The 16,086-nt window shown below is 68.0% G+C and carries 19 protein-coding genes and 1 pseudogene; 7 read left to right on the top strand and 13 right to left on the bottom strand.

The genetic code is table 11. From position 1 onward, the window contains the following. Window positions 1-4 precede the first annotated feature (4 nt). From ACFYWX_RS24335 to ACFYWX_RS24285, 11 genes are all read right to left on the bottom strand, one after another. Complete coding sequence (locus tag ACFYWX_RS24335; RefSeq protein WP_389426190.1) at window positions 5-922, bottom strand: DUF2797 domain-containing protein; 918 nt, start codon at window positions 920-922, stop codon at window positions 5-7. Window positions 923-949: 27 nt separating this feature from the next. After that, a complete protein-coding gene (locus ACFYWX_RS24330) occupies window positions 950-1,645 on the bottom strand; it encodes a dTMP kinase (protein WP_389426189.1) in 696 nt (231 codons plus the stop codon). A 22-nt stretch (window positions 1,646-1,667) separates the two neighbouring features. Continuing rightward, complete coding sequence (locus ACFYWX_RS24325; protein WP_389426188.1) at window positions 1,668-2,735, bottom strand: hypothetical protein; 1,068 nt, start codon at window positions 2,733-2,735, stop codon at window positions 1,668-1,670. Next, window positions 2,732-3,550 carry a hypothetical protein gene (locus ACFYWX_RS24320; protein ID WP_389426187.1) on the bottom strand — a complete coding sequence of 273 codons (819 nt, stop codon included), beginning with the start codon at window positions 3,548-3,550 and terminating at the stop codon, window positions 2,732-2,734. The genes ACFYWX_RS24325 and ACFYWX_RS24320 overlap by 4 nt, the downstream gene beginning before the upstream one ends. Then, window positions 3,550-4,194 carry a GTP cyclohydrolase I gene (folE, locus tag ACFYWX_RS24315; protein ID WP_389426186.1) on the bottom strand — a complete coding sequence of 215 codons (645 nt, stop codon included), beginning with the start codon at window positions 4,192-4,194 and terminating at the stop codon, window positions 3,550-3,552. Before folE ends, ACFYWX_RS24320 begins: the two co-directional genes overlap by 1 nt. 59 nt (window positions 4,195-4,253) lie before the next feature. Beyond that, window positions 4,254-5,000, bottom strand: coding sequence for a 7-carboxy-7-deazaguanine synthase QueE (locus ACFYWX_RS24310; RefSeq protein WP_389426185.1), 747 nt, complete (start codon window positions 4,998-5,000; stop codon window positions 4,254-4,256). After that, entirely contained in the window at window positions 4,997-5,407 is a 411-nt protein-coding gene (locus ACFYWX_RS24305; RefSeq protein ID WP_389426184.1) for a 6-pyruvoyl tetrahydropterin synthase family protein, read from the bottom strand. Before ACFYWX_RS24305 ends, ACFYWX_RS24310 begins: the two co-directional genes overlap by 4 nt. 309 nt (window positions 5,408-5,716) lie before the next feature. Next, entirely contained in the window at window positions 5,717-6,391 is a 675-nt protein-coding gene (locus ACFYWX_RS24300) for a hypothetical protein (protein ID WP_389426183.1), read from the bottom strand. Window positions 6,392-6,419: 28 nt separating this feature from the next. Next, window positions 6,420-6,818 carry a DUF6415 family natural product biosynthesis protein gene (locus ACFYWX_RS24295; protein ID WP_389426182.1) on the bottom strand — a complete coding sequence of 133 codons (399 nt, stop codon included), beginning with the start codon at window positions 6,816-6,818 and terminating at the stop codon, window positions 6,420-6,422. Next, entirely contained in the window at window positions 6,818-7,273 is a 456-nt protein-coding gene (locus tag ACFYWX_RS24290; protein WP_389426181.1) for an ATP-binding protein, read from the bottom strand. Before ACFYWX_RS24290 ends, ACFYWX_RS24295 begins: the two co-directional genes overlap by 1 nt. A 14-nt stretch (window positions 7,274-7,287) precedes the next feature. Beyond that, window positions 7,288-8,088 carry a TauD/TfdA family dioxygenase gene (locus ACFYWX_RS24285; RefSeq protein ID WP_389426180.1) on the bottom strand — a complete coding sequence of 267 codons (801 nt, stop codon included), beginning with the start codon at window positions 8,086-8,088 and terminating at the stop codon, window positions 7,288-7,290. 168 nt (window positions 8,089-8,256) lie between these two features. On the opposite strand from ACFYWX_RS24285, the gene ACFYWX_RS24280 reads away from it, so the two are divergent. The 3 genes from ACFYWX_RS24280 to ACFYWX_RS24270 all read left to right on the top strand — a co-directional run bounded on the left by ACFYWX_RS24280 (window position 8,257) and on the right by ACFYWX_RS24270 (window position 11,352). Beyond that, window positions 8,257-8,676, top strand: a complete 420-nt coding sequence (locus ACFYWX_RS24280; protein WP_389426179.1) for an NUDIX domain-containing protein — start codon at window positions 8,257-8,259, stop codon at window positions 8,674-8,676. A 21-nt stretch (window positions 8,677-8,697) separates the two neighbouring features. Then, window positions 8,698-9,846, top strand: a complete 1,149-nt coding sequence (locus tag ACFYWX_RS24275; protein ID WP_389426178.1) for a helix-turn-helix domain-containing protein — start codon at window positions 8,698-8,700, stop codon at window positions 9,844-9,846. Window positions 9,847-10,107: 261 nt separating this feature from the next. After that, a complete protein-coding gene (locus tag ACFYWX_RS24270; RefSeq protein ID WP_389426177.1) occupies window positions 10,108-11,352 on the top strand; it encodes a helix-turn-helix domain-containing protein in 1,245 nt (414 codons plus the stop codon). 79 nt (window positions 11,353-11,431) lie between these two features. On the opposite strand, the pseudogene cutA reads toward ACFYWX_RS24270, so the two are convergent. After that, window positions 11,432-11,716 (bottom strand): annotated as a pseudogene (cutA, locus tag ACFYWX_RS24265) (divalent-cation tolerance protein CutA); the annotation flags it as partial. A gap of 449 nt (window positions 11,717-12,165) precedes the next feature. Continuing rightward, window positions 12,166-13,386 carry a metallophosphoesterase gene (locus tag ACFYWX_RS24260; protein WP_389426330.1) on the bottom strand — a complete coding sequence of 407 codons (1,221 nt, stop codon included), beginning with the start codon at window positions 13,384-13,386 and terminating at the stop codon, window positions 12,166-12,168. Between the two features lie 226 nt (window positions 13,387-13,612). On the opposite strand from ACFYWX_RS24260, the gene ACFYWX_RS24255 reads away from it, so the two are divergent. The 4 genes from ACFYWX_RS24255 to ACFYWX_RS24240 all read left to right on the top strand — a co-directional run bounded on the left by ACFYWX_RS24255 (window position 13,613) and on the right by ACFYWX_RS24240 (window position 16,081). Beyond that, window positions 13,613-13,903: a DUF5134 domain-containing protein gene (locus ACFYWX_RS24255; RefSeq protein WP_389426176.1), complete on the top strand. Its 291-nt coding sequence runs from the start codon at window positions 13,613-13,615 to the stop codon at window positions 13,901-13,903. Further along, window positions 13,900-14,121, top strand: coding sequence for a DUF5134 domain-containing protein (locus ACFYWX_RS24250; protein WP_389426175.1), 222 nt, complete (start codon window positions 13,900-13,902; stop codon window positions 14,119-14,121). The genes ACFYWX_RS24255 and ACFYWX_RS24250 overlap by 4 nt, the downstream gene beginning before the upstream one ends. A 303-nt stretch (window positions 14,122-14,424) precedes the next feature. After that, window positions 14,425-15,513 carry a dsDNA nuclease domain-containing protein gene (locus tag ACFYWX_RS24245; RefSeq protein WP_389426174.1) on the top strand — a complete coding sequence of 363 codons (1,089 nt, stop codon included), beginning with the start codon at window positions 14,425-14,427 and terminating at the stop codon, window positions 15,511-15,513. Between the two features lie 13 nt (window positions 15,514-15,526). Further along, a complete protein-coding gene (locus ACFYWX_RS24240) occupies window positions 15,527-16,081 on the top strand; it encodes a hypothetical protein (RefSeq protein ID WP_389426173.1) in 555 nt (184 codons plus the stop codon). Window positions 16,082-16,086 lie beyond the last annotated feature (5 nt).

Below are 16,086 nucleotides of genomic sequence, written 5' to 3'. Positions count from 1 at the left end.
GGGGTCAGAACAACGCTGATTGGACGGCCGTACCTGGGGAGCTGAATGAGCCGAGCATGATGCGGCGGCCGTTCAGGGTGCCGAGGTCGAGCAGGTAGCCCACGTCGTCGTTGTCCAGGGTCGCGAGGACCTGGGAACCGACGCACGAGACGGGCGTGAATCCGTGCTCACCCTCGCGCAGGTCGTGCGGGTACAGCGCCCGCTCGGCACTGGGGGCACGCAGTCGGTCGCCTTGAGTGGGCGGCGCCCACGGCTCCAGTACCGAGGGGATGTTCATGTCGGCCAGGGCCTCGACGGCGCGGGCGATGTCCTTCTCGTGCGCGGCGCGGGCCGTGGATAGGCCCGGCAGGGTGGCGAGCGATTGGAGCTTGGCCGCAGCCCGCACGGTCTGGGGCAGATCAAGACGCCTGGTCAAGGCGTCTTCGAGATGGCGCACAGCGCGCCCGTCGTCGGCCTTGGCCAGATAGGTGGCGAACAGGGCGCCCTGTTCGTCGAGGCGGGAACGCTTGCGCGGCTCCGCCGCGGTGCCGACCTTGGTGGTTCCGTCCGCGAACGTGGCCGCGTACAGCCAGTGGGACTGGGCCATGTACTGCACGAGGGCCGCGGGAGCGTGGCCGCCCTGGTGCACTTGGTGGGCGAAGCGGAAGTCGTCCCGGCCGGCGCAGTGGGCGCACTGGCCGCTCTGTTCGGCGGGCGCGCGGTTGGGACAGGCGACGGCTTCGACGCGGACGGTGTCGGCGAACTCGTACCGGCCGGTGCACCACCGGCCCGTACCAGCCTGGTATCCGAGCCGCCGGTTCATGATCTCGGCGTAGGCCAGCGGCCCGCCGGACAGCGGCGCTAGCAGCAGCCGGGGGTCTCCGGTCGCCCAGGTGACGCCGTGGCACACGTACTCGCCCTCGTGGGGTGGGGTCACTGGCATGGTGCGTTCCTCGACGTAGTGGGGCGGTCAGATGCTGAGCTGGAGACGGTCGGCCAGCGCTTCGACGGCGGCCTTGTAGACCGCGTCGCGGTCCATGTCGGTCACGTCCATGGACAGCCATCCGCTGCGCTGCTCCTGCTCGCGCAGTTGTGCCAGGACGCTGTCCTGGTAGCGAATGAAGTCCTCGTCACCGCTGCCGGAGTGGCCGGTCTCCAAGGAGGTGAATGAGCCCTTTCGGCGCAGGGCTTCACGGGCTCCGATGCGCAGGAAGATCACCAGGTCGGGTTCGGTGAGGTGGGCGAAGACCTGTTCAGCGAGACGGGTGGGCACATCCGGATTGGCCGCGTAACGGGCGAGGATCTTGTGGTGCGTGTTGTCGAGGATCACGTGCGTGCCGGCGGTGAGCGCGGGCTGGATCACGAGCTTGTCCTGGAGCGTGTACCAGGTAGCCAGGGCCAGCAGCCAGTAGTGGTCGCCGCACGCCTGGGCGACGCGGGCATCTCGCCGGTAGACGAGCGCGTTGAGGCGGTCGACGTAGGCCGACAGTTCCTCGTCCATGGGGACGGCGGTGCTGTGCTTGCCGATCAGGATGGCCGAGTGGCCGGCGTCCTCCAGCGCCTGGTGCAGGTGGGTGGCAAGGGTGGACTTGCCGGCCCCGTCGATGCCCGTGACTGTGATTTCCAGCCCTCGCGCGGGGGCGTCTGTGTGGGCTGCGACCGTCATGGTCGTGTTCCTCCGAGGATGTTCAGGTCGGGTGGGTCGCAAGGCGGTTCGCGATGATGTCGCGGATGTGGTCGACCAGAACGGTCCGCCGTCGGATGACGTCACCGTGCCGCTCATTGGACAGGTCAGCGGGGTAGTAGCGGGCGAGGTTGTTGGAAATGACGTGGAGGTAGCCGAATCTGATGCCCGCCTGGCGCGCAGCCGCCCCCATGGGGCCGATCTCCGGATCGACGAAGTCGTGCTTGGCGTGTTTGGCCAGCCAATCCCGGTCTTCCAGGAGGATTGACGGCGAGGTGACGTGGACGCCGGCGTGCACACCGGATTGGGCGGCGGCGAAGTCCCCGAAGAAGTCGTCCCACTTCACGGGATCCCCGCCGACGAGGCTCTCGTTGCCGGTGGCGAGCCAGGCGTTGGGCTCGATCTCGGGAGACAACGCCCCGACCTTGCCGACGTAAACGACATCTCGGGCGCCGAGTTCGGCCAGTCGCGCGACGGCGCGGCCTGCGACGTCACCCCAGATACTGTGCCGGAAGCCGAGGTACACCACCCGGCGGTCGTGCACGACGGCACGCTGCCATGCGTGGCCTGGACCGCGCCTCCACACGCCGCCAGCAGGGGCGAGGTACTGCAGGCCCCAGCCGACGATCACGAGGTCGCCGTCGAGGTCGAGATCGATCGGTTCCAGGGCCGCGCGGCATAGCGCGGTCTCCGGCAGCTGGTAGGTGACGGTGTCGGCCGGGCGGCTGGTCATGGCCAGATAGGTGGCGATGATCAGGGCGTAGTGATGGACATAGTCGTTGCCGGGGAACGCCTTGATCAGCAGGTCATCGCCGTGGACTTCGGCGGTGGGCCGCTCGTAGTTGAACGGTTTGCCGGTCTTCTCGTGCTGGGAGATCGCGGCTTGGCGGTCGTAGCCGCCGACGACGCGGATACTGTTCCAGCTCCGTTCCTGGATGAGGTGGTGGACCTTGATCTGCAGGTAGCGCAGCAGACTGTCCGGGCCCATGGTGTGCCCTTCCACCGCGATCGGAGCCGCACCGAGCGCCGTGTCGCCCCCCTGGGCGAGGGTGAGGTCGGGCCGCAGGCTCACGCGTGGGCCTCCGGGATCCGCACGCCGCTGCCTGCCGCCTCGCGTACGACCGTGATGTTGCGCCGGATCAGGCCGAAACGGTCCTCGGGGATGGGGCCCAGGTTCTCGATGCGGGGCGTGCTGGGCTTCTCGTACGGGCCGCCGGGCAGCATCGCGATGCCCATGGCGCCGAGGATGACGGGAGCGGCGCCGTCGACGGAGGCGATCCACTCGTGCTCGCGCTGCTCCAGCAGCTCCAGGTGCCCGGTCCGGCCCAGTCCGAGGAGTCGATAGACGATCCGTTCCTCGACCATGCCGTTCTCCTCCAAGTAACGGGTGGCCGTCCAGCGGGTACGGCACAGCCGCTCCTCGGGCGCGGGGCGTCGAGAAGCGGGCAGGGCTATCGCGCCGACGTAGTCGATGGAGGCGAAGTGGTCGTAGCAGCGCAGCCACTCCTCGTCGTCCGCGGCGTGCACCACGGCGCACAGGCGGAAGTCGTCGCTCAGGTCGCGGATCTCACGGGCGGCCTCGTCGCTGGCCTGCATGGTGGCGGGTCCGTCCCGTATGACGTCCGGAAGGATGATCTCCCGGGCGCCGACCGCGCGGGCTGCTTCGATCAGGCCGGGGGCCGGCAGAGCATGGCCGAGGTCGAAGACGCCGTTGTCGACGATGATCTCCGCGCCGCGCTGCGCCTCGTGTTGGAAGAACGACCTGTAGGCCGGGTCGGTCAGGACGCGATGCGCGGCCACGTGGTGTATGCGGGCGGGTTCCTGGGCGACGAAGGCATCCAGGTAGGCGGGCGGGGCGATCACGGAGACGTCGATGCTCTTGGCCATCACGTGGTCCTCCACTGGTTGGTGACGAGGCTGAGGAACTGCTGCGAGAGGACCGGGTCGCTCTCGAATCGGCCGCTGGCCTGGAGCGTGGAGGTGCGGGCGGGCTCCATGCGTACGCCGCGCATGCTCATGCACAGGTGGGTGCCGCGCACGGCGACAGCCACGTCCTCACTGCCGATCACCCGGGAGATCTCCTCGCAGACCTCCCGGGTGAACCGCTCCTGCACCTGGAGACGGCTGGCGTATCGCTGCGCGATCCGCCCGAACTTCGACAGGCCCACGACCTCGCCGTCCGGCACGTACCCGGCGGCGACCTCCAGGTTCATCGGCAGCATGTGGTGCTCGCAGAGGGCCCAGACGCTCATGCCGCCGACCACGACCAGCTGCCCGCTCAGGGACTTTTCGGCGAAGCACGTCGGTGCGGCGGCCGAGGCCGGAGTCAAGAAGTCGCGGTACCAAGCCGCGACGCGGGCCGGAGTGCCTGTCAGTCCCTCCCGGTCGGGATCCTCGCCGAGCGCGGACAGGAGCTGACGGACCAGGTCTGCGACCTGTTCGGTGTCGACCGGCGTCGGTTGGGCCGGGCTGGGCTGCTCGGGCAGGGCAGGGATCTCGCCGGCGGCCGGGCTGCAGAGGGCGTGGGTCATGGACTTCGCCTCGCTTCCAGGGACTGGGGAAACATGGGGGTGAGCAAGGAAGGCATCGGTCAGCGTCTGCGGGCTTCGGCGAACGCGAGGACGTGCAGACGCTGGGTGAAGAGCCAGCGGCGGATCGCGACGGCATCCGCGAGTGTTCGGGTGGTCTCGATCAGGCCCTCCGGCGTGGTGCCCTCGGGCATCACCCACACCGGGTCCAGGCCGTACCGGTCGACCAAGGCGGCGATCTCGTCCAGCTCGGCCACTGTGCGGGTGACGAACTTGAACGCCGCCCGGCCGCTCGCCGCGAACGTCTCCAGCGCGGCGGGGATGATGCGTTTGGCCTCAGCGACACCGGAGTTGGCGAGTTTGGGCGAGATGTTGAAGCGGACGCCGTCGACCAGCAGCTCCGGATGAGGAGCGATGGTGCCGTTCGTCTCGAACTCCACTCGCTTACCGGCAGCCAGCAGCCCCCGCAGGAGCGGGATCAACTTCTTCTGCTGCAGCAGGGGCTCGCCGCCGGTAATGACGACCAACTCCACTGCCGACCTGAGCGCCCACGCGAGAAGGCTCGCGACAGTCCGCTTCTTCGACTCCTTACGGGGGTCGAACTGAGTCCAGTCCCATGTGTACTTGGTGTCACACCAGTCGCACGTCAGATTGCAGCGCGAGAGGCGGATGAACAGAGCCGGGACTCCGCAGCTGGGACCCTCGCCCTGGAATGTCGGCTGTTCTACGCCGAAGCACTCGGCGACGATCAGCTCGAACTCCTCGTCGACCACCGCGAGTGCCATCGTGGGGGCGTCCGCGGCCGTCATTGCTGCTCCACGTCGAAGCGTGCCCAGCTGCGTTCGGTCTCGCGGACCTGGACGGCGGCCAGCCGCCCGAGGATGGCCGGCTCGACGTTTTGGATGAACCACCCGGCCAGGAATTGGGCCAAGCGCTCCGAAGTCGGCTCGAAGGGGAGGATCTCGTCGAGGTTGCGGTGGTCGAGTTCGGCGTCCAAGAACTTCTTGAACGGGGCGAGGTCACCGAAGTCGGTGACGAAGCCCGGATCCTGCAAGTCGAGTGCGGTGAGGATGACCTCGACCTGGTAGCTGTGGCCGTGCTGTCGCGAGCACTTGTGCTCGGGCGGGAGGCTGGGCAGCCGGTGGCCGGCCTCGAAGTCGAAGGTCTTGCCGATGGTGAACGTGCCGGACGGGAGCGGTACGGAGCTGAAAACCATGGGACCTTTCCCTTGGGACTCGGCGTTGCGGGCTGCGAACGGTGGCCCTGGTCGCGGGCGGACTAGGGCACGTACGCAGGGGCGGCGTGCCTTGAATGACGGTTCGGGCCAAGGTGGCTCAGCAGATGATCAGCACTTCGGCACCAACTTGGGCCGGGCGGCGATCACATCGCGCAGGAAGCTGCGCTTGGACTAGAAGGTGCGATCCTTCGCCGGGCCACGCGCGGCCAGGTCGGACAGGTGCCAGTGGTCGATGCGCTCGATCTCCCGGAGCCGGGCCGAGAACGGGCCGGACGGCCGGGCGGCTGTCTAGGCGGCGGGAACCAGGTCATCCAATTCGACGACGGTGACGCCTCGTAGCTCGCGCACGAGCTGCGAGGCCAGGAACCATGAGGTCAACCGTCGCTGCCTGTACGGCAGCGGGGTGCTCGCAGACGCGCCGTCGAACTCGACGGGCTCAGGTTGTCCGTCGGGTCCCGTGCGGTAGAGCGTGCCGATTACTCCGTACAGCCGTGGGACCCTGACCCGGAGCGCGACGGCCCCGGTCCGCACGAGGTGTCCGCACTGCTCGACCGCGGCCTTCGCGTGTTCCAGACACAGGGGCGGCTGAGCCGTGAGGTGCCCCTCCCAGCCGTCCGTCGGCACGTCGGTCTGATCGGTGGCCAGGAACAGGTATCCCAGAGCGGTGCGGCTGGACTGCCCCACGCAGACCTGGCACCGCAATTCCTCCATGCACTCCCGTTGCCGCGAAGGGTGCACATCCCGCCACTGTGGTCTTCCGATGATCTCGTTGCCATCCCGGGACTGGGAGCAGCGTGCCCAGAGCACGCCTCGCTCGTCGCGGTCGCGTGGCCTTTCGTCCAGATAGAACAGGCCCTTGCCGCCGGGCCGCAGGCTCAGGTTCGACAACGAGTCGGCTTGTTCGCCGTGGCGGGCGGTGATGTATGGCACGAGGCGACTGGCTGTGACGGGCGTGGTGTTCATGCGGTTGCTTCCCTCGGCGTAGCGCGCGTCATGAGGCGGTATCTCCCATCAGGTCGAGAATCGCGAGGATGGCCAGGGCGAACCGTCGGAGGTGGCCCGGTGTGTCCTCGGGGTGGGGGTGCTCGGCGCTCAGGTAGATCAGACGCCGCATCTCATCGATCGGGTACGGCCGCACGAGGTACGGAACGATCTCCACGAACTTGGTGGTCGCCTTGCGGAGCCGCTCCGCGATGGCCGTGACTTCACGCGGGGGAGGGTGTGCGTACTCGCCGAGTACGGACTCCAGGTCGTCGTACAGCTGCTCATCGATCGCCTCGCTGGCGAGGGAGCGGCGCAGGGAGTAGAGGAGCGTGCCCAACGTCTCGTGATCGTCGGAGGTCCGTCGACTCAGCAACTGCGTGGCGACGTCGGCCGTTACTGCGACCATCACGATGTCCCTTCGGGGATCGCGAGGGAGCACCACGTCATCCTGCCGTCGGAACTGACCCCCCACTCCTTCGCGAGCGCAGCGACGAGCAACAACCCGCGGCCGTTCTCGGCGGCTTCGCCCGCTTCACGCAGCCGGGCTGGAGTCGGATTTCCGTCAGTGACCTCGATGCGCAGGTCGTCGTCGGAGCTCGTCACCCTGAGTCCGACCGGATTCCCTTGGCAATGTCGCACGGCATTGGTCACCAACTCCGAGACGGCAAGCGTGGCCGTGTCGCACAGCGCCTTGAGGTCCCAGAGGCGCAGGTGGGCCGACGTGATCCGCCGCATCTGTCCGACACGGAAGTCAGCCGGGAGGAAGTCCACCTCGAAGCCACGCATGCCCGCCTGATCCGAGCGTGAGCCAGCCGGGGCATCGGCCGTGGTGGCCGTCAACGTTCTGGTGGGGACCGTCATGGTTGGTTCCGTCGTCATCCCACCTCCGAGAGCATGGGCGGAGAAACCGCCTCCGGGGCAGGGGCGAACCCTCGCAGCATGGGAAATCGGGGATGGCCAAGGGCACGCCAGCAGAGCCGATCTCCGGTGAATGCGCGGCGCCCGTGCAGCCAGCGTTCGTTGTCCAGCAGATAGCCCTGACCGGGTGCCAAGGCCAGGGGGATCTGATGGCGTACGGCTGCGGCCCTCAGCTGTGGGAGGTAGGGCAGAACGATCGGGCTCCAGCGTGCGAGCCCGTCAAGCCGTAGGCGTACGGACACCCGCTGGCCGCAGTGGACGGTGAAAACCTGCGTGGTGTGACCGTCTCCGGCTCCGAAGAACGCTGTGCGAGGCTGTGCCAGAGTCGGCCCGGCCTCCCGCCCACCGATGAAAAGGCTGGTGTGGACAGCTTGCCCGTCGGTGAGCAGGGACTCCCCACCCGTCGCTGCGGTCTGCCCGCACACGAGAAGCATCAGGCGAGGCGGATTGGGTATGCCGGAACGTTCGGTGTGGGGATCGAGATCCCCGTTGCCGAATCCGGCGAAGCCTGCCCGGCGCGCGTGGCGGCGGGTGTCGCGGATGGTGGTGAGGCCGTCCGAGTCGCTGTCGCGGTGCGGTACGAGGTTCATGATCTGGTTGGCGAGGGCGAGCACAGCGTTGCGTGAGGTGAGGCCATCGAGAGTGACCAGGCCCACGTCCCGCAGCTGTGCCGCGATCGTCGCCTCTACCCCCGGCGCCGTGAGGTCGATGCAGTGGCGCGCGAAAGCGTCGGCGTACGGCTGGTGGGCTCGGCGCATCACGGATCTCCTTCGCTGCGATGTGGTGCTCCCACTGTTGGGAGCCGCTGGGCCTGGGGTAAAGCGACAGATTGTCGACTCGGGCAATTCGCCCACGAAGGAGTTCGGTTGGGGCTTGCGTGGTACGTTCCGAGCTCCCCTGGCCATCCGCGTATTCCGAGGAGAGCGATGGCGTACACGCCCCCTACCTGGCCCGTCTCCGTCAAGGGCGTGGCAGTGGACAGCCGTCGACGCGTCCTGCTGCTGAAGAACGAACGCGAGGAATGGGAGCTGCCCGGGGGCCGACTCGAAGCAGCCGACCCCACACCGGAATTGACGGTGGAGAGGGAGATCGGGGAGGAGACCGGCTGGACAGTGAAGACGGGCCCTCTCCTGGACGTGTGGATCTACCAGCCCTTGCCCGAGACTCTGCCGGAACGGCGCGTAGTGATCGTCACCTACGGCTGCACCGTGCTCACCCCGGATATCGAGCCCGTAGTGAGTAACGAGCACAAGGAGATCGGCCTGTTCGCTGCGGACGAGGTGCCCGGCCTGACCATGCCGGACGGGTACAAGCAGTCCATCGCCGCCTGGTACGAGCGGATGTAGCCGGCCGTGGCCAGAGGGGAGGTGACACGCCGGGCTCAGCACGTCCTGTGGCACTGGGCCACGCCACAGGCCGAGGCGATCCTCGCCACGCGCGACCTCGGCGCCATCCTGCGGTTTCACCGCACCGTGCACGGCATGAACCAGACCGAACTCGGCCGCCTTCTGGGCTACGACAAGACGTACATCTCTCATCTCGAACTCGGCAAACGGAGCCTTGATGACCTCGGCTCCCGTCGGCATGTCGCTGACTCCCTGCGGCTTCCCCCACACGTCCTCGGCATCACCGACCCTGCCGACACTGACCACCGCGCCATGCTGCAGTTCGGTGAGTCCACCGTCCGCCTCGCCGAAATCGCCCGGCAGTCCGGGCACGCGTCCGAAGCCGTCGCCGAGTTGTGGCCGCTGATCGCCCGGCTGGAAGCACGGGTGGAGGACGGACACACGGAACGGGACGTCCTCCACCTCCTGGCCCGAGCCCGGGTCGGCCTCGGCGTCGCACTCGGCAACGTCCTGCCGGAGGAGCGGCTGAGCACCGCTGCCCGCTGGACCGCGAAGAGCATCGACATCGCTCGATACTTCGGCGACCCGAGCTTCACCTCCTATGTACTGCGCATGCACGGCAACGAACTGCGCAAGGCTCGTCTCCACGGAGCCGCCGTCGACCGACTGCTGCACGCGGTTGCTCTCGCGCCGAATCAGCAGGCAAGAGCCGCCGTGCTTCCCCTCCTCGCCCGCGCCGCCGGCACACTCCGCAACCAGCCCTTGTTCGACGAGGTAATGCGGGAGACCGACCAACTCCTCGACCAGACCGAACACACGTCGCTGTTCAACCCCTATGCCCTGCATGAGATTCGGTTGCGCGGGCTGATCTCCACCGGCCGGATCGATCTCGCCATACAACTGGTCGACCAGGACAGCCCAGTTCCGACGACCACCGTCGCACCGCAGTGGCGCGTGATCGAGCTCATCACGGTGGCCCAGGTACGGCTGGCCGCTGACGACTGCGGCGGCGGCGCCCAGTCCCTGCACACCGCGGTTGATGAGGCAGTCCGCCAGCGGCTTCCCCACCAACTGCAACGCATTGTGCGCGCGGCGGGGAACCGGCTGCCGGACATCAGAGAGGCCGCAGGCCACGCCCTGGACCGGATGCGGCACGAGATGGCTGCCTAAAGTGGTCCTGTTCCAGACCATCACCGGCAAGCCCAGGACGACCGCCTCATCTGGACGTGAGGCGGCCGGGGCACGGTGGTCGCGATGCGGTCGGCAGCCCTCATGGGCGGGCGCCTTGCGGAACGTGGTCATGGGCCCATCGCACCGTGTGTCCAGGTGGCCTGCCAGGGGAATCTAGAGGGGGAAAATCCTGTCAAGGGGGAAACTGCAGGGGGATTTGGAACCATGATTGGGTTCAGTCCACCAACAGGGGTCACACTCATGCCAGCAGATCCGTTCGCCGAACTGCTTCTCCGGCTCCGGCAGGAGTCAGGACGCACGCAGGAGCAGCAGGCAGCCGCGATCAACGCTGTCTCCGGCCGAGACACCATGACCCGCCGCGAGATCAACCGCTACGAACACGGTGAGAACATCCCCACCAACCACACGATTGCGCATATTGCGGTGGCCTGCGGCGTACCCCCTGAACAACTGCGGCGGGAGGCGGCGGCCGCCCGCGGCCGGCGAAGGAAGGGGTACCGCCGTGAAGGGGAGGACCTGGACGACGTGAAACGCCGCACGCTGATCGGGGGCGCTGTCCTCGGCGCAGCCGCCGCTGCAGAGCCATGGGGCCGCCTTGCGCATGCCCTCGGTAGGGGAACCAAGATCGATTCGACCTCAATGGCCACTCTCGTTGATCGAGCTTGTGCCCTTCATGTGACCGAGCATCACCTCACGGCCCACCGGCTACAAAGCATGGTTGAGACGCACCTTGACGCAATCACTGCCGTGCTACCGCGCGCCGGCGAGCATGAGCGGGCTCTAGCCATTGCTGCCGGAGAAACAGCTGCCTTGGCCGGATGGGTTGCTTGGGACTTGGGCGACTACCAGAGGGCGCGCGCCTACTACGAAGTCACGAGGGACTGTGCAGAGGCCGCCGGGCACCCGCCGCTTCGGGCACTGGCCCTGACCTATGCAAGCTACGGAGCGGCTACACCTGAGAAGGCGGTAGAACTCTTGGCCCAAGCTGCCCAGGACGTGCGGGGGCAGGGTAATGCCACCGCTGCTGCCTGGGTGCACGGCCGTTATGCGGAGGAAGCCGCGAATGCCGGACACGACACGGGTGCTCTGCGAGCTCTGGACCGTGCCCACACTGTGTACGACTTCGCAGACCACACCGAGGAACAGGCATGGGTGCGTTTCATGACCCCATACCGACTCGACTCCCTCTCGTTGTCGGTATATGGGCAGCTCGGGCGGCACGAGTTGACCGAGACCGCAGACAACGCGGTAAGTCGTCTCGGTGGGGCCCTACCAGACTCAGGCGTTGTAGTCCTGGGCGACCTGGCCTCCGCACTATTGCGCGGAGGAGATATCGATCAAGGTGTCTACGTATCACGCCAGTTCGCAGCGGCGGCAGAGGCCCGGCCGAACACCATGGGTAGGGCTCGCGCCAAGAGTGTGGCTGCCCGGCTCCCCGATAGTGAGCAGGAACTCGCGCGACACCTGGAACAGTTCGCTGCGTGAGCCCTCACGCTCTTGCTTGCTGTAGGTGAGGGTCCGTCCGCAAGCGCGACCGGACGCTCACTTCTGTGGATCTACTGCGGGACGATTCTTCGACCACCCACGACAGGTATGCCTCGGACCCGCCGGTAACCGGGACGGTGATCCACTCCGGAACCTCGTAGCTGTGTTCCTTTGCCACCCACGCTGCAAGCTCCGGAAGTCGATCCGTGGTCGTCTTGTATGAGATCTGCCATTCCTGGACCGCCTCGATGGCCCCCTTCCACCGGTAGACCGCAGTGAGCGGCTGGTCGATGTGGGCGCCGGCGGCCAGCCGGTTCTCAACCGCACCCCGCGCCAACGCCTTCGCCTGGTCCTCGTCGTCGATGGTCGGACGGTGTCCCGTGTCGTGGTGTAGCTGATCTTGGCTGGGAAGTGCGCCGTTTCCGTGCCCTCGCGTGCATCGGCTGCCGGTGAATGCTCCCTGAGAACGGGGCAGGCCACCATGCAACTATTCTTGGTGAACGGCCAGTTCAGTCCAAGGTGTGCACGGTGGCCTTGTCGCCTCGTCCTCGAAATCGCCGACCGGGGGCGTGTCCTGCGTCACGGCCGAGTCGAACTCTCGGGGACCGGCGCGGAGTTGCGCCGCAACCGCCGCGACATCGAGCGGTCGTACCTGTCAGTGGCCACGGAACCGCCCGACGAGTGACACCGGCGCGACCCCGGGAGCGGCATCGTCGTCCCCGGGAGCGGGCAGGCGGAACGGGCGGTCACCGCCGAGGCGTGCGTGGGCACCGTGTCACGACCGTCGTGCGCGATGGGGGCCGGCGCCCAGTGCTACGGCGTGGTGGGCAGGTGCGGGCTGCGGAGTACGAGCAGGGTGATCTCGCTGGGGGCGAAGACGCGGAAGGGCGGGCCCCAGAAGCCGGTGCCGCGGCTGGTGTAGAGGAGGGTGCGGGTGCCGTGGTGGCTGAGGCCGGCGAGGGCGGGCTGGTCGATGCGGACCAGGTGGTGGAAGGGCCAGATCTGGCCGCCGTGGGTGTGGCCGGAGAGCTGGAGGTCGATGCCGTCGGCTGCCGCCCGGTCGATGAACTTGGGCTGGTGGGCGAGGAGCAGGACGGGTAGGCCGGGGTCGGCGCCGTTCAGGGCTCCGGCGAGGTGGGCGCGGTGGCCCGGCAGGCCGGAGGACTCGGCGGTGACGTCGTCGACGCCGGCGACCACGAGGGTGTCGCCTCCGCGTTCGAGCAGGAGATGGCGGTTGCGCAGCGGCTCCCAGCCCAGTTCGCGCATCAGGTCGACCCAGCCCTGGGCCTCGCTGTAGTACTCGTGGTTGCCGGTGACGTAGACCCGGGCCCGGGTGGCTCGCACGCTGCCGAGTGGGACGGCCTGGGCGCGGCGGCGTTCGGCCGTGCCGTCCGCGATGTCGCCGGTGTGGCAGACCAGGTCGGCTTCCAGGGTGTTCACCGTCTCGCACACCCGCTCGGACCAGCGGGCGCGGTCGAGCGGGCCGTAGTGGGTGTCGGTGATGAGGACGACGCGGGTGCCGTCCAACCCGGGACCCAGCCGGGGGAGTTGCACGTCGAGGCGGCGCACGCGCGGCACGCGGCGGGCTTCGGCGTACCCCCAGGCGAGCAGGAGGGCGGTTGTGCCGAGGACGGCCCAGGTGACGATCCGGGCGCGGTCCTGGCTCTCGCCGACGCCGGCCACGGTCAGGGCGAGCCGCAGGAGGACGCCGAGCAGGACGGACCAGGTGAACAGAACCCAGCTGCTGCCCAGCAGGGTGTCCCCGACGATCGCCGCCCGGTCCTGCTGGCGCCGGCCGTGGCCGCGCGCCATCGCGAGCGGCATCACGACGAGGCCGAGGACGAACAGGGCGGTGCCGGCCAGCGTGACCGGGAGCCGCCAGTGCTGGCCGGTGTACAGAAGCACCCAGCAGGGCACGGCCCACAACAGGACGGGGGCGATCACGGGGATGAAGCGCATCAGGCGGTGCAGTTGGGTCCGCTGGGTCGCGTGCGCTGCACTGTCGGCGGATCGGGTGTCGCTGGTGTCGGTCACGCTTCCCCTCCTTGGCCAACCAGGCTGCCGCCGCGCGCACCGTATCCGGCAGTCCCGGTCCGGTCGGACGGTGTGCTCATGGTGGGCAGCCCCATGTGGCGAGGTGGCCTCTGAGTTCTGCTGGCGTCGGCCGTGGCCGCGCACCAACGCGAGCGGCATACCGATCAGGCCGAGGGCGAACAGGGCGGTGCCGGCGAGCGTGACAGGGAGCAGCCAGTGGCTCTCGATGATCGCGATGGTCTGGCCGCGGGGCATGGACGTGCTGGCCCTGCCGCAGATCGTCGTGTCCGCGGCGGGCGCGCTGTGGTTCGTGTGCTCCGCGCTGTGGCGTGCCGACGGCGGATTCCGCCTCAGGACTCTGCTCGGCTCGCTGTTCCGCGCTGTGATGATGGCGGCGATGGTCTGGATGGTCGCCGTCATGGACTCCGGCGGCATGACCGCGGGTCAGGGATCTGGCGGAGCCGGTCAGGGCAGGGCGGGAATGGACATGTCGGCGGGTGGCGGCGGGCCACCATGAGCCTCGCCGGCACCGGACGCACGCTGACAGCTGTCGTGCTGGCCCTCGTCTTGCTGGCCTTCACGCTGTGCTGGCTGGCCCGCGCCTTCGACGCCACCAGCGCGACGCCCGCGGGCGGGCCGGGGCCGGTAGCGGACGCGCGGGCCGATGCGTGGTCGCCGGCCTGCCACGCGGCCATGGCTCTGGGGATGGCCGCGATGTTAGTCCCGCTGCTCTGAACCGAGCCGCTCGGCGGGGTGCGAATGATCATCGGTGCGGGGAGCTCCGGGCCGTTCCGGTGCCTGCGAGTTCCCCACGCGGGCGTCCGGGGCCCGCCGTTCGTCGGTACGTGCTCCTGGGGTGTTGCGTTTGTAGCGGCACGGACACGGAGCGAGGCCGATGTTCTGCACGACCGTTGCTCTTCTGGGTGATGCAGTGATCTACTGCACGCTCCGAAGTGGCTTATGGGGGAACTGTGCGGACAGGCCATTTTGCCGTGTATCGAGGGTTCAGTGGTGTGCGTCAGTGCGCGCGAGGTGGCCGTGGCTCTCGCGCCTGCTGACGGCGGCCGTCGGAGTAGGCGCGGGTTCGCCTACCAGGATGCCGTCACGTTGCTGGACTGCCTGGACATGCTCGAAGGGCAGTGGACGGCTGTCTCGTGGGAGGACCTGGAAGACATCCTGTGCCATCAGGACGGCGCCCCTGTATACCGGCAGGTCAAGACGATCGAGGAAGCCGGGACGCGGCACAGTATCGCCAACATTTGCAGGCCGGAGGAGAAGAAGGCCGCAGACAGCAGCTACCTGGGCAAGCTGTTCCTGGGCAAGCCGCTGCCGGACGGCACACGGTTCACCTTCATCGTCAACGAGACGCCCCAGCGGGACCTGTACGAGTTCGTCGTGGAACGGGACCGTCCTCGCGGTCCGGTGAGTGCGGAGGCCCGCGCAGACATCGTCAAGAGGCTCCGCGGGGTGCAACTGCCGGACAGCAGGGACATCGGATGGTGCGTCGACCGTCTGGACGTGCTGGTGGAGGCGCGCACCATCGACCAGGTCGAGGCGGAGGCCATGGCGCGGCTTGCGCCCTTGGTGGAGGCGTGCCTGGGAGAGAAACCGCTGTACGAGGAAGTCGAGGAGGTCATGATCTGGCTGATCTCCCGATACATCGCCCGCAGCGCCCTTGAGCTGCGACCGAGAGTCTTTACTGCGGACGACTTCGGCGCGGCCCTGGATGACAGCGTGCGCAGAGCCACCGGGCGGCGGCGAGACGGTTCCACCGAACTGTTGATGAAACTCAAGCACAAGCTACGGGCTGCCGAAATACCGGAGCCCGAAGTGGAAGCTCAGCACGATGCCATGCTCGCCTTTCGTCGCACCTACCGCGCCAGCATCGGCACCCGGCGCCGCGCATACGACGATCTGGCCGATCAGATCAATGCCATCTGCACGCTCATGATGGCGAAGCGACGCGCCGGACGTCTCGACGCCGGCTCAGCGGCGTACTTCGAGACGCTCGTGGCGGTGAGCGAGATGCCCGAGGTGACCAGCCGGCAGTTCACCCTCGCCGAGGCGCACGCAGTGCTTTCCGACATCACGGCACGCTGCCAGAACAGGTACGCCGATGCCTCATAAGATCGGCAGCAGCGTGGTGCCCCCGCTGTATCGCGCCTGGGACCCGGACGACTCTCCCGACTTCCACGCCGCACGGCTCTTGCTGCTCATCTACCTCTGCGGTGAAGAGCCCGGTCCCTACATCGAGGGACGGACGAAGTTCGCCAAACTTGACTTCTTCGTGCGTTATCCGGGGTTCCTGGAGCGGGCCCACGCCGCGATGCCGGAAGCCGTCGATGCCGAAACCGCGTTTCTCGCCCGCGACCCGTCCGAAGTCGAGGCACCGATGATCCGCTACCGCTACGGGCCCTGGGACCAGCGCTACCGGCAGTTCCTCGCCTTCCTCATCTCCAGGGACCTCGTGACCGTCACGAGCCACCGGGTCGAACGCGTGAAGCTCAAAGCTGTCGGCAAGAGGACAGCGCAACGCCTTGCCGAGGCCCGCCAGTTCCAGCCGCTGGTCCGGCGCTGTCAGGCCATGCAGGGGAATCTGGCCGCGATGTCGGGCACCGACCTGAAGAACCTGATCTACGACCTGTTCCCAGACGAGGTCGGCAATGCGCCCTTCCGCCAGGAGATCCGGCCATGACAAAG

The sequence above is a fragment of the Streptomyces sp. NPDC002888 genome, from assembly GCF_042888465.1.
GTDB lineage: Bacteria > Actinomycetota > Actinomycetes > Streptomycetales > Streptomycetaceae > Streptomyces.
Note: the sequence above shows the minus strand (reverse complement) of the source record. Positions and strands in the feature narration are given on the sequence as shown.

What these genes read in the sequence shown, in the direction of transcription:
- ACFYWX_RS24310 (WP_389426185.1), bottom strand. Translation starts at nt 5,000, where the DNA reads ATGACGGCCGCGGACGCCCCCACGATGGCACTCGCGGTGGTCGACGAG.
- ACFYWX_RS24250 (WP_389426175.1), top strand. Translation starts at nt 13,900, where the DNA reads ATGAGCCTCGCCGGCACCGGACGCACGCTGACAGCTGTCGTGCTGGCC.
- ACFYWX_RS24330 (WP_389426189.1), bottom strand. Translation starts at nt 1,645, where the DNA reads ATGACGGTCGCAGCCCACACAGACGCCCCCGCGCGAGGGCTGGAAATC.
- ACFYWX_RS24335 (WP_389426190.1), bottom strand. Translation starts at nt 922, where the DNA reads ATGCCAGTGACCCCACCCCACGAGGGCGAGTACGTGTGCCACGGCGTC.
- folE (WP_389426186.1), bottom strand. Translation starts at nt 4,194, where the DNA reads ATGACCCACGCCCTCTGCAGCCCGGCCGCCGGCGAGATCCCTGCCCTG.
- ACFYWX_RS24320 (WP_389426187.1), bottom strand. Translation starts at nt 3,550, where the DNA reads ATGGCCAAGAGCATCGACGTCTCCGTGATCGCCCCGCCCGCCTACCTG.
- ACFYWX_RS24255 (WP_389426176.1), top strand. Translation starts at nt 13,613, where the DNA reads ATGATCGCGATGGTCTGGCCGCGGGGCATGGACGTGCTGGCCCTGCCG.
- ACFYWX_RS24300 (WP_389426183.1), bottom strand. Translation starts at nt 6,391, where the DNA reads ATGAACACCACGCCCGTCACAGCCAGTCGCCTCGTGCCATACATCACC.
- ACFYWX_RS24305 (WP_389426184.1), bottom strand. Translation starts at nt 5,407, where the DNA reads ATGGTTTTCAGCTCCGTACCGCTCCCGTCCGGCACGTTCACCATCGGC.
- ACFYWX_RS24280 (WP_389426179.1), top strand. Translation starts at nt 8,257, where the DNA reads ATGGCGTACACGCCCCCTACCTGGCCCGTCTCCGTCAAGGGCGTGGCA.
- ACFYWX_RS24270 (WP_389426177.1), top strand. Translation starts at nt 10,108, where the DNA reads ATGCCAGCAGATCCGTTCGCCGAACTGCTTCTCCGGCTCCGGCAGGAG.
- ACFYWX_RS24285 (WP_389426180.1), bottom strand. Translation starts at nt 8,088, where the DNA reads ATGCGCCGAGCCCACCAGCCGTACGCCGACGCTTTCGCGCGCCACTGC.
- ACFYWX_RS24290 (WP_389426181.1), bottom strand. Translation starts at nt 7,273, where the DNA reads ATGACGGTCCCCACCAGAACGTTGACGGCCACCACGGCCGATGCCCCG.
- ACFYWX_RS24295 (WP_389426182.1), bottom strand. Translation starts at nt 6,818, where the DNA reads ATGGTCGCAGTAACGGCCGACGTCGCCACGCAGTTGCTGAGTCGACGG.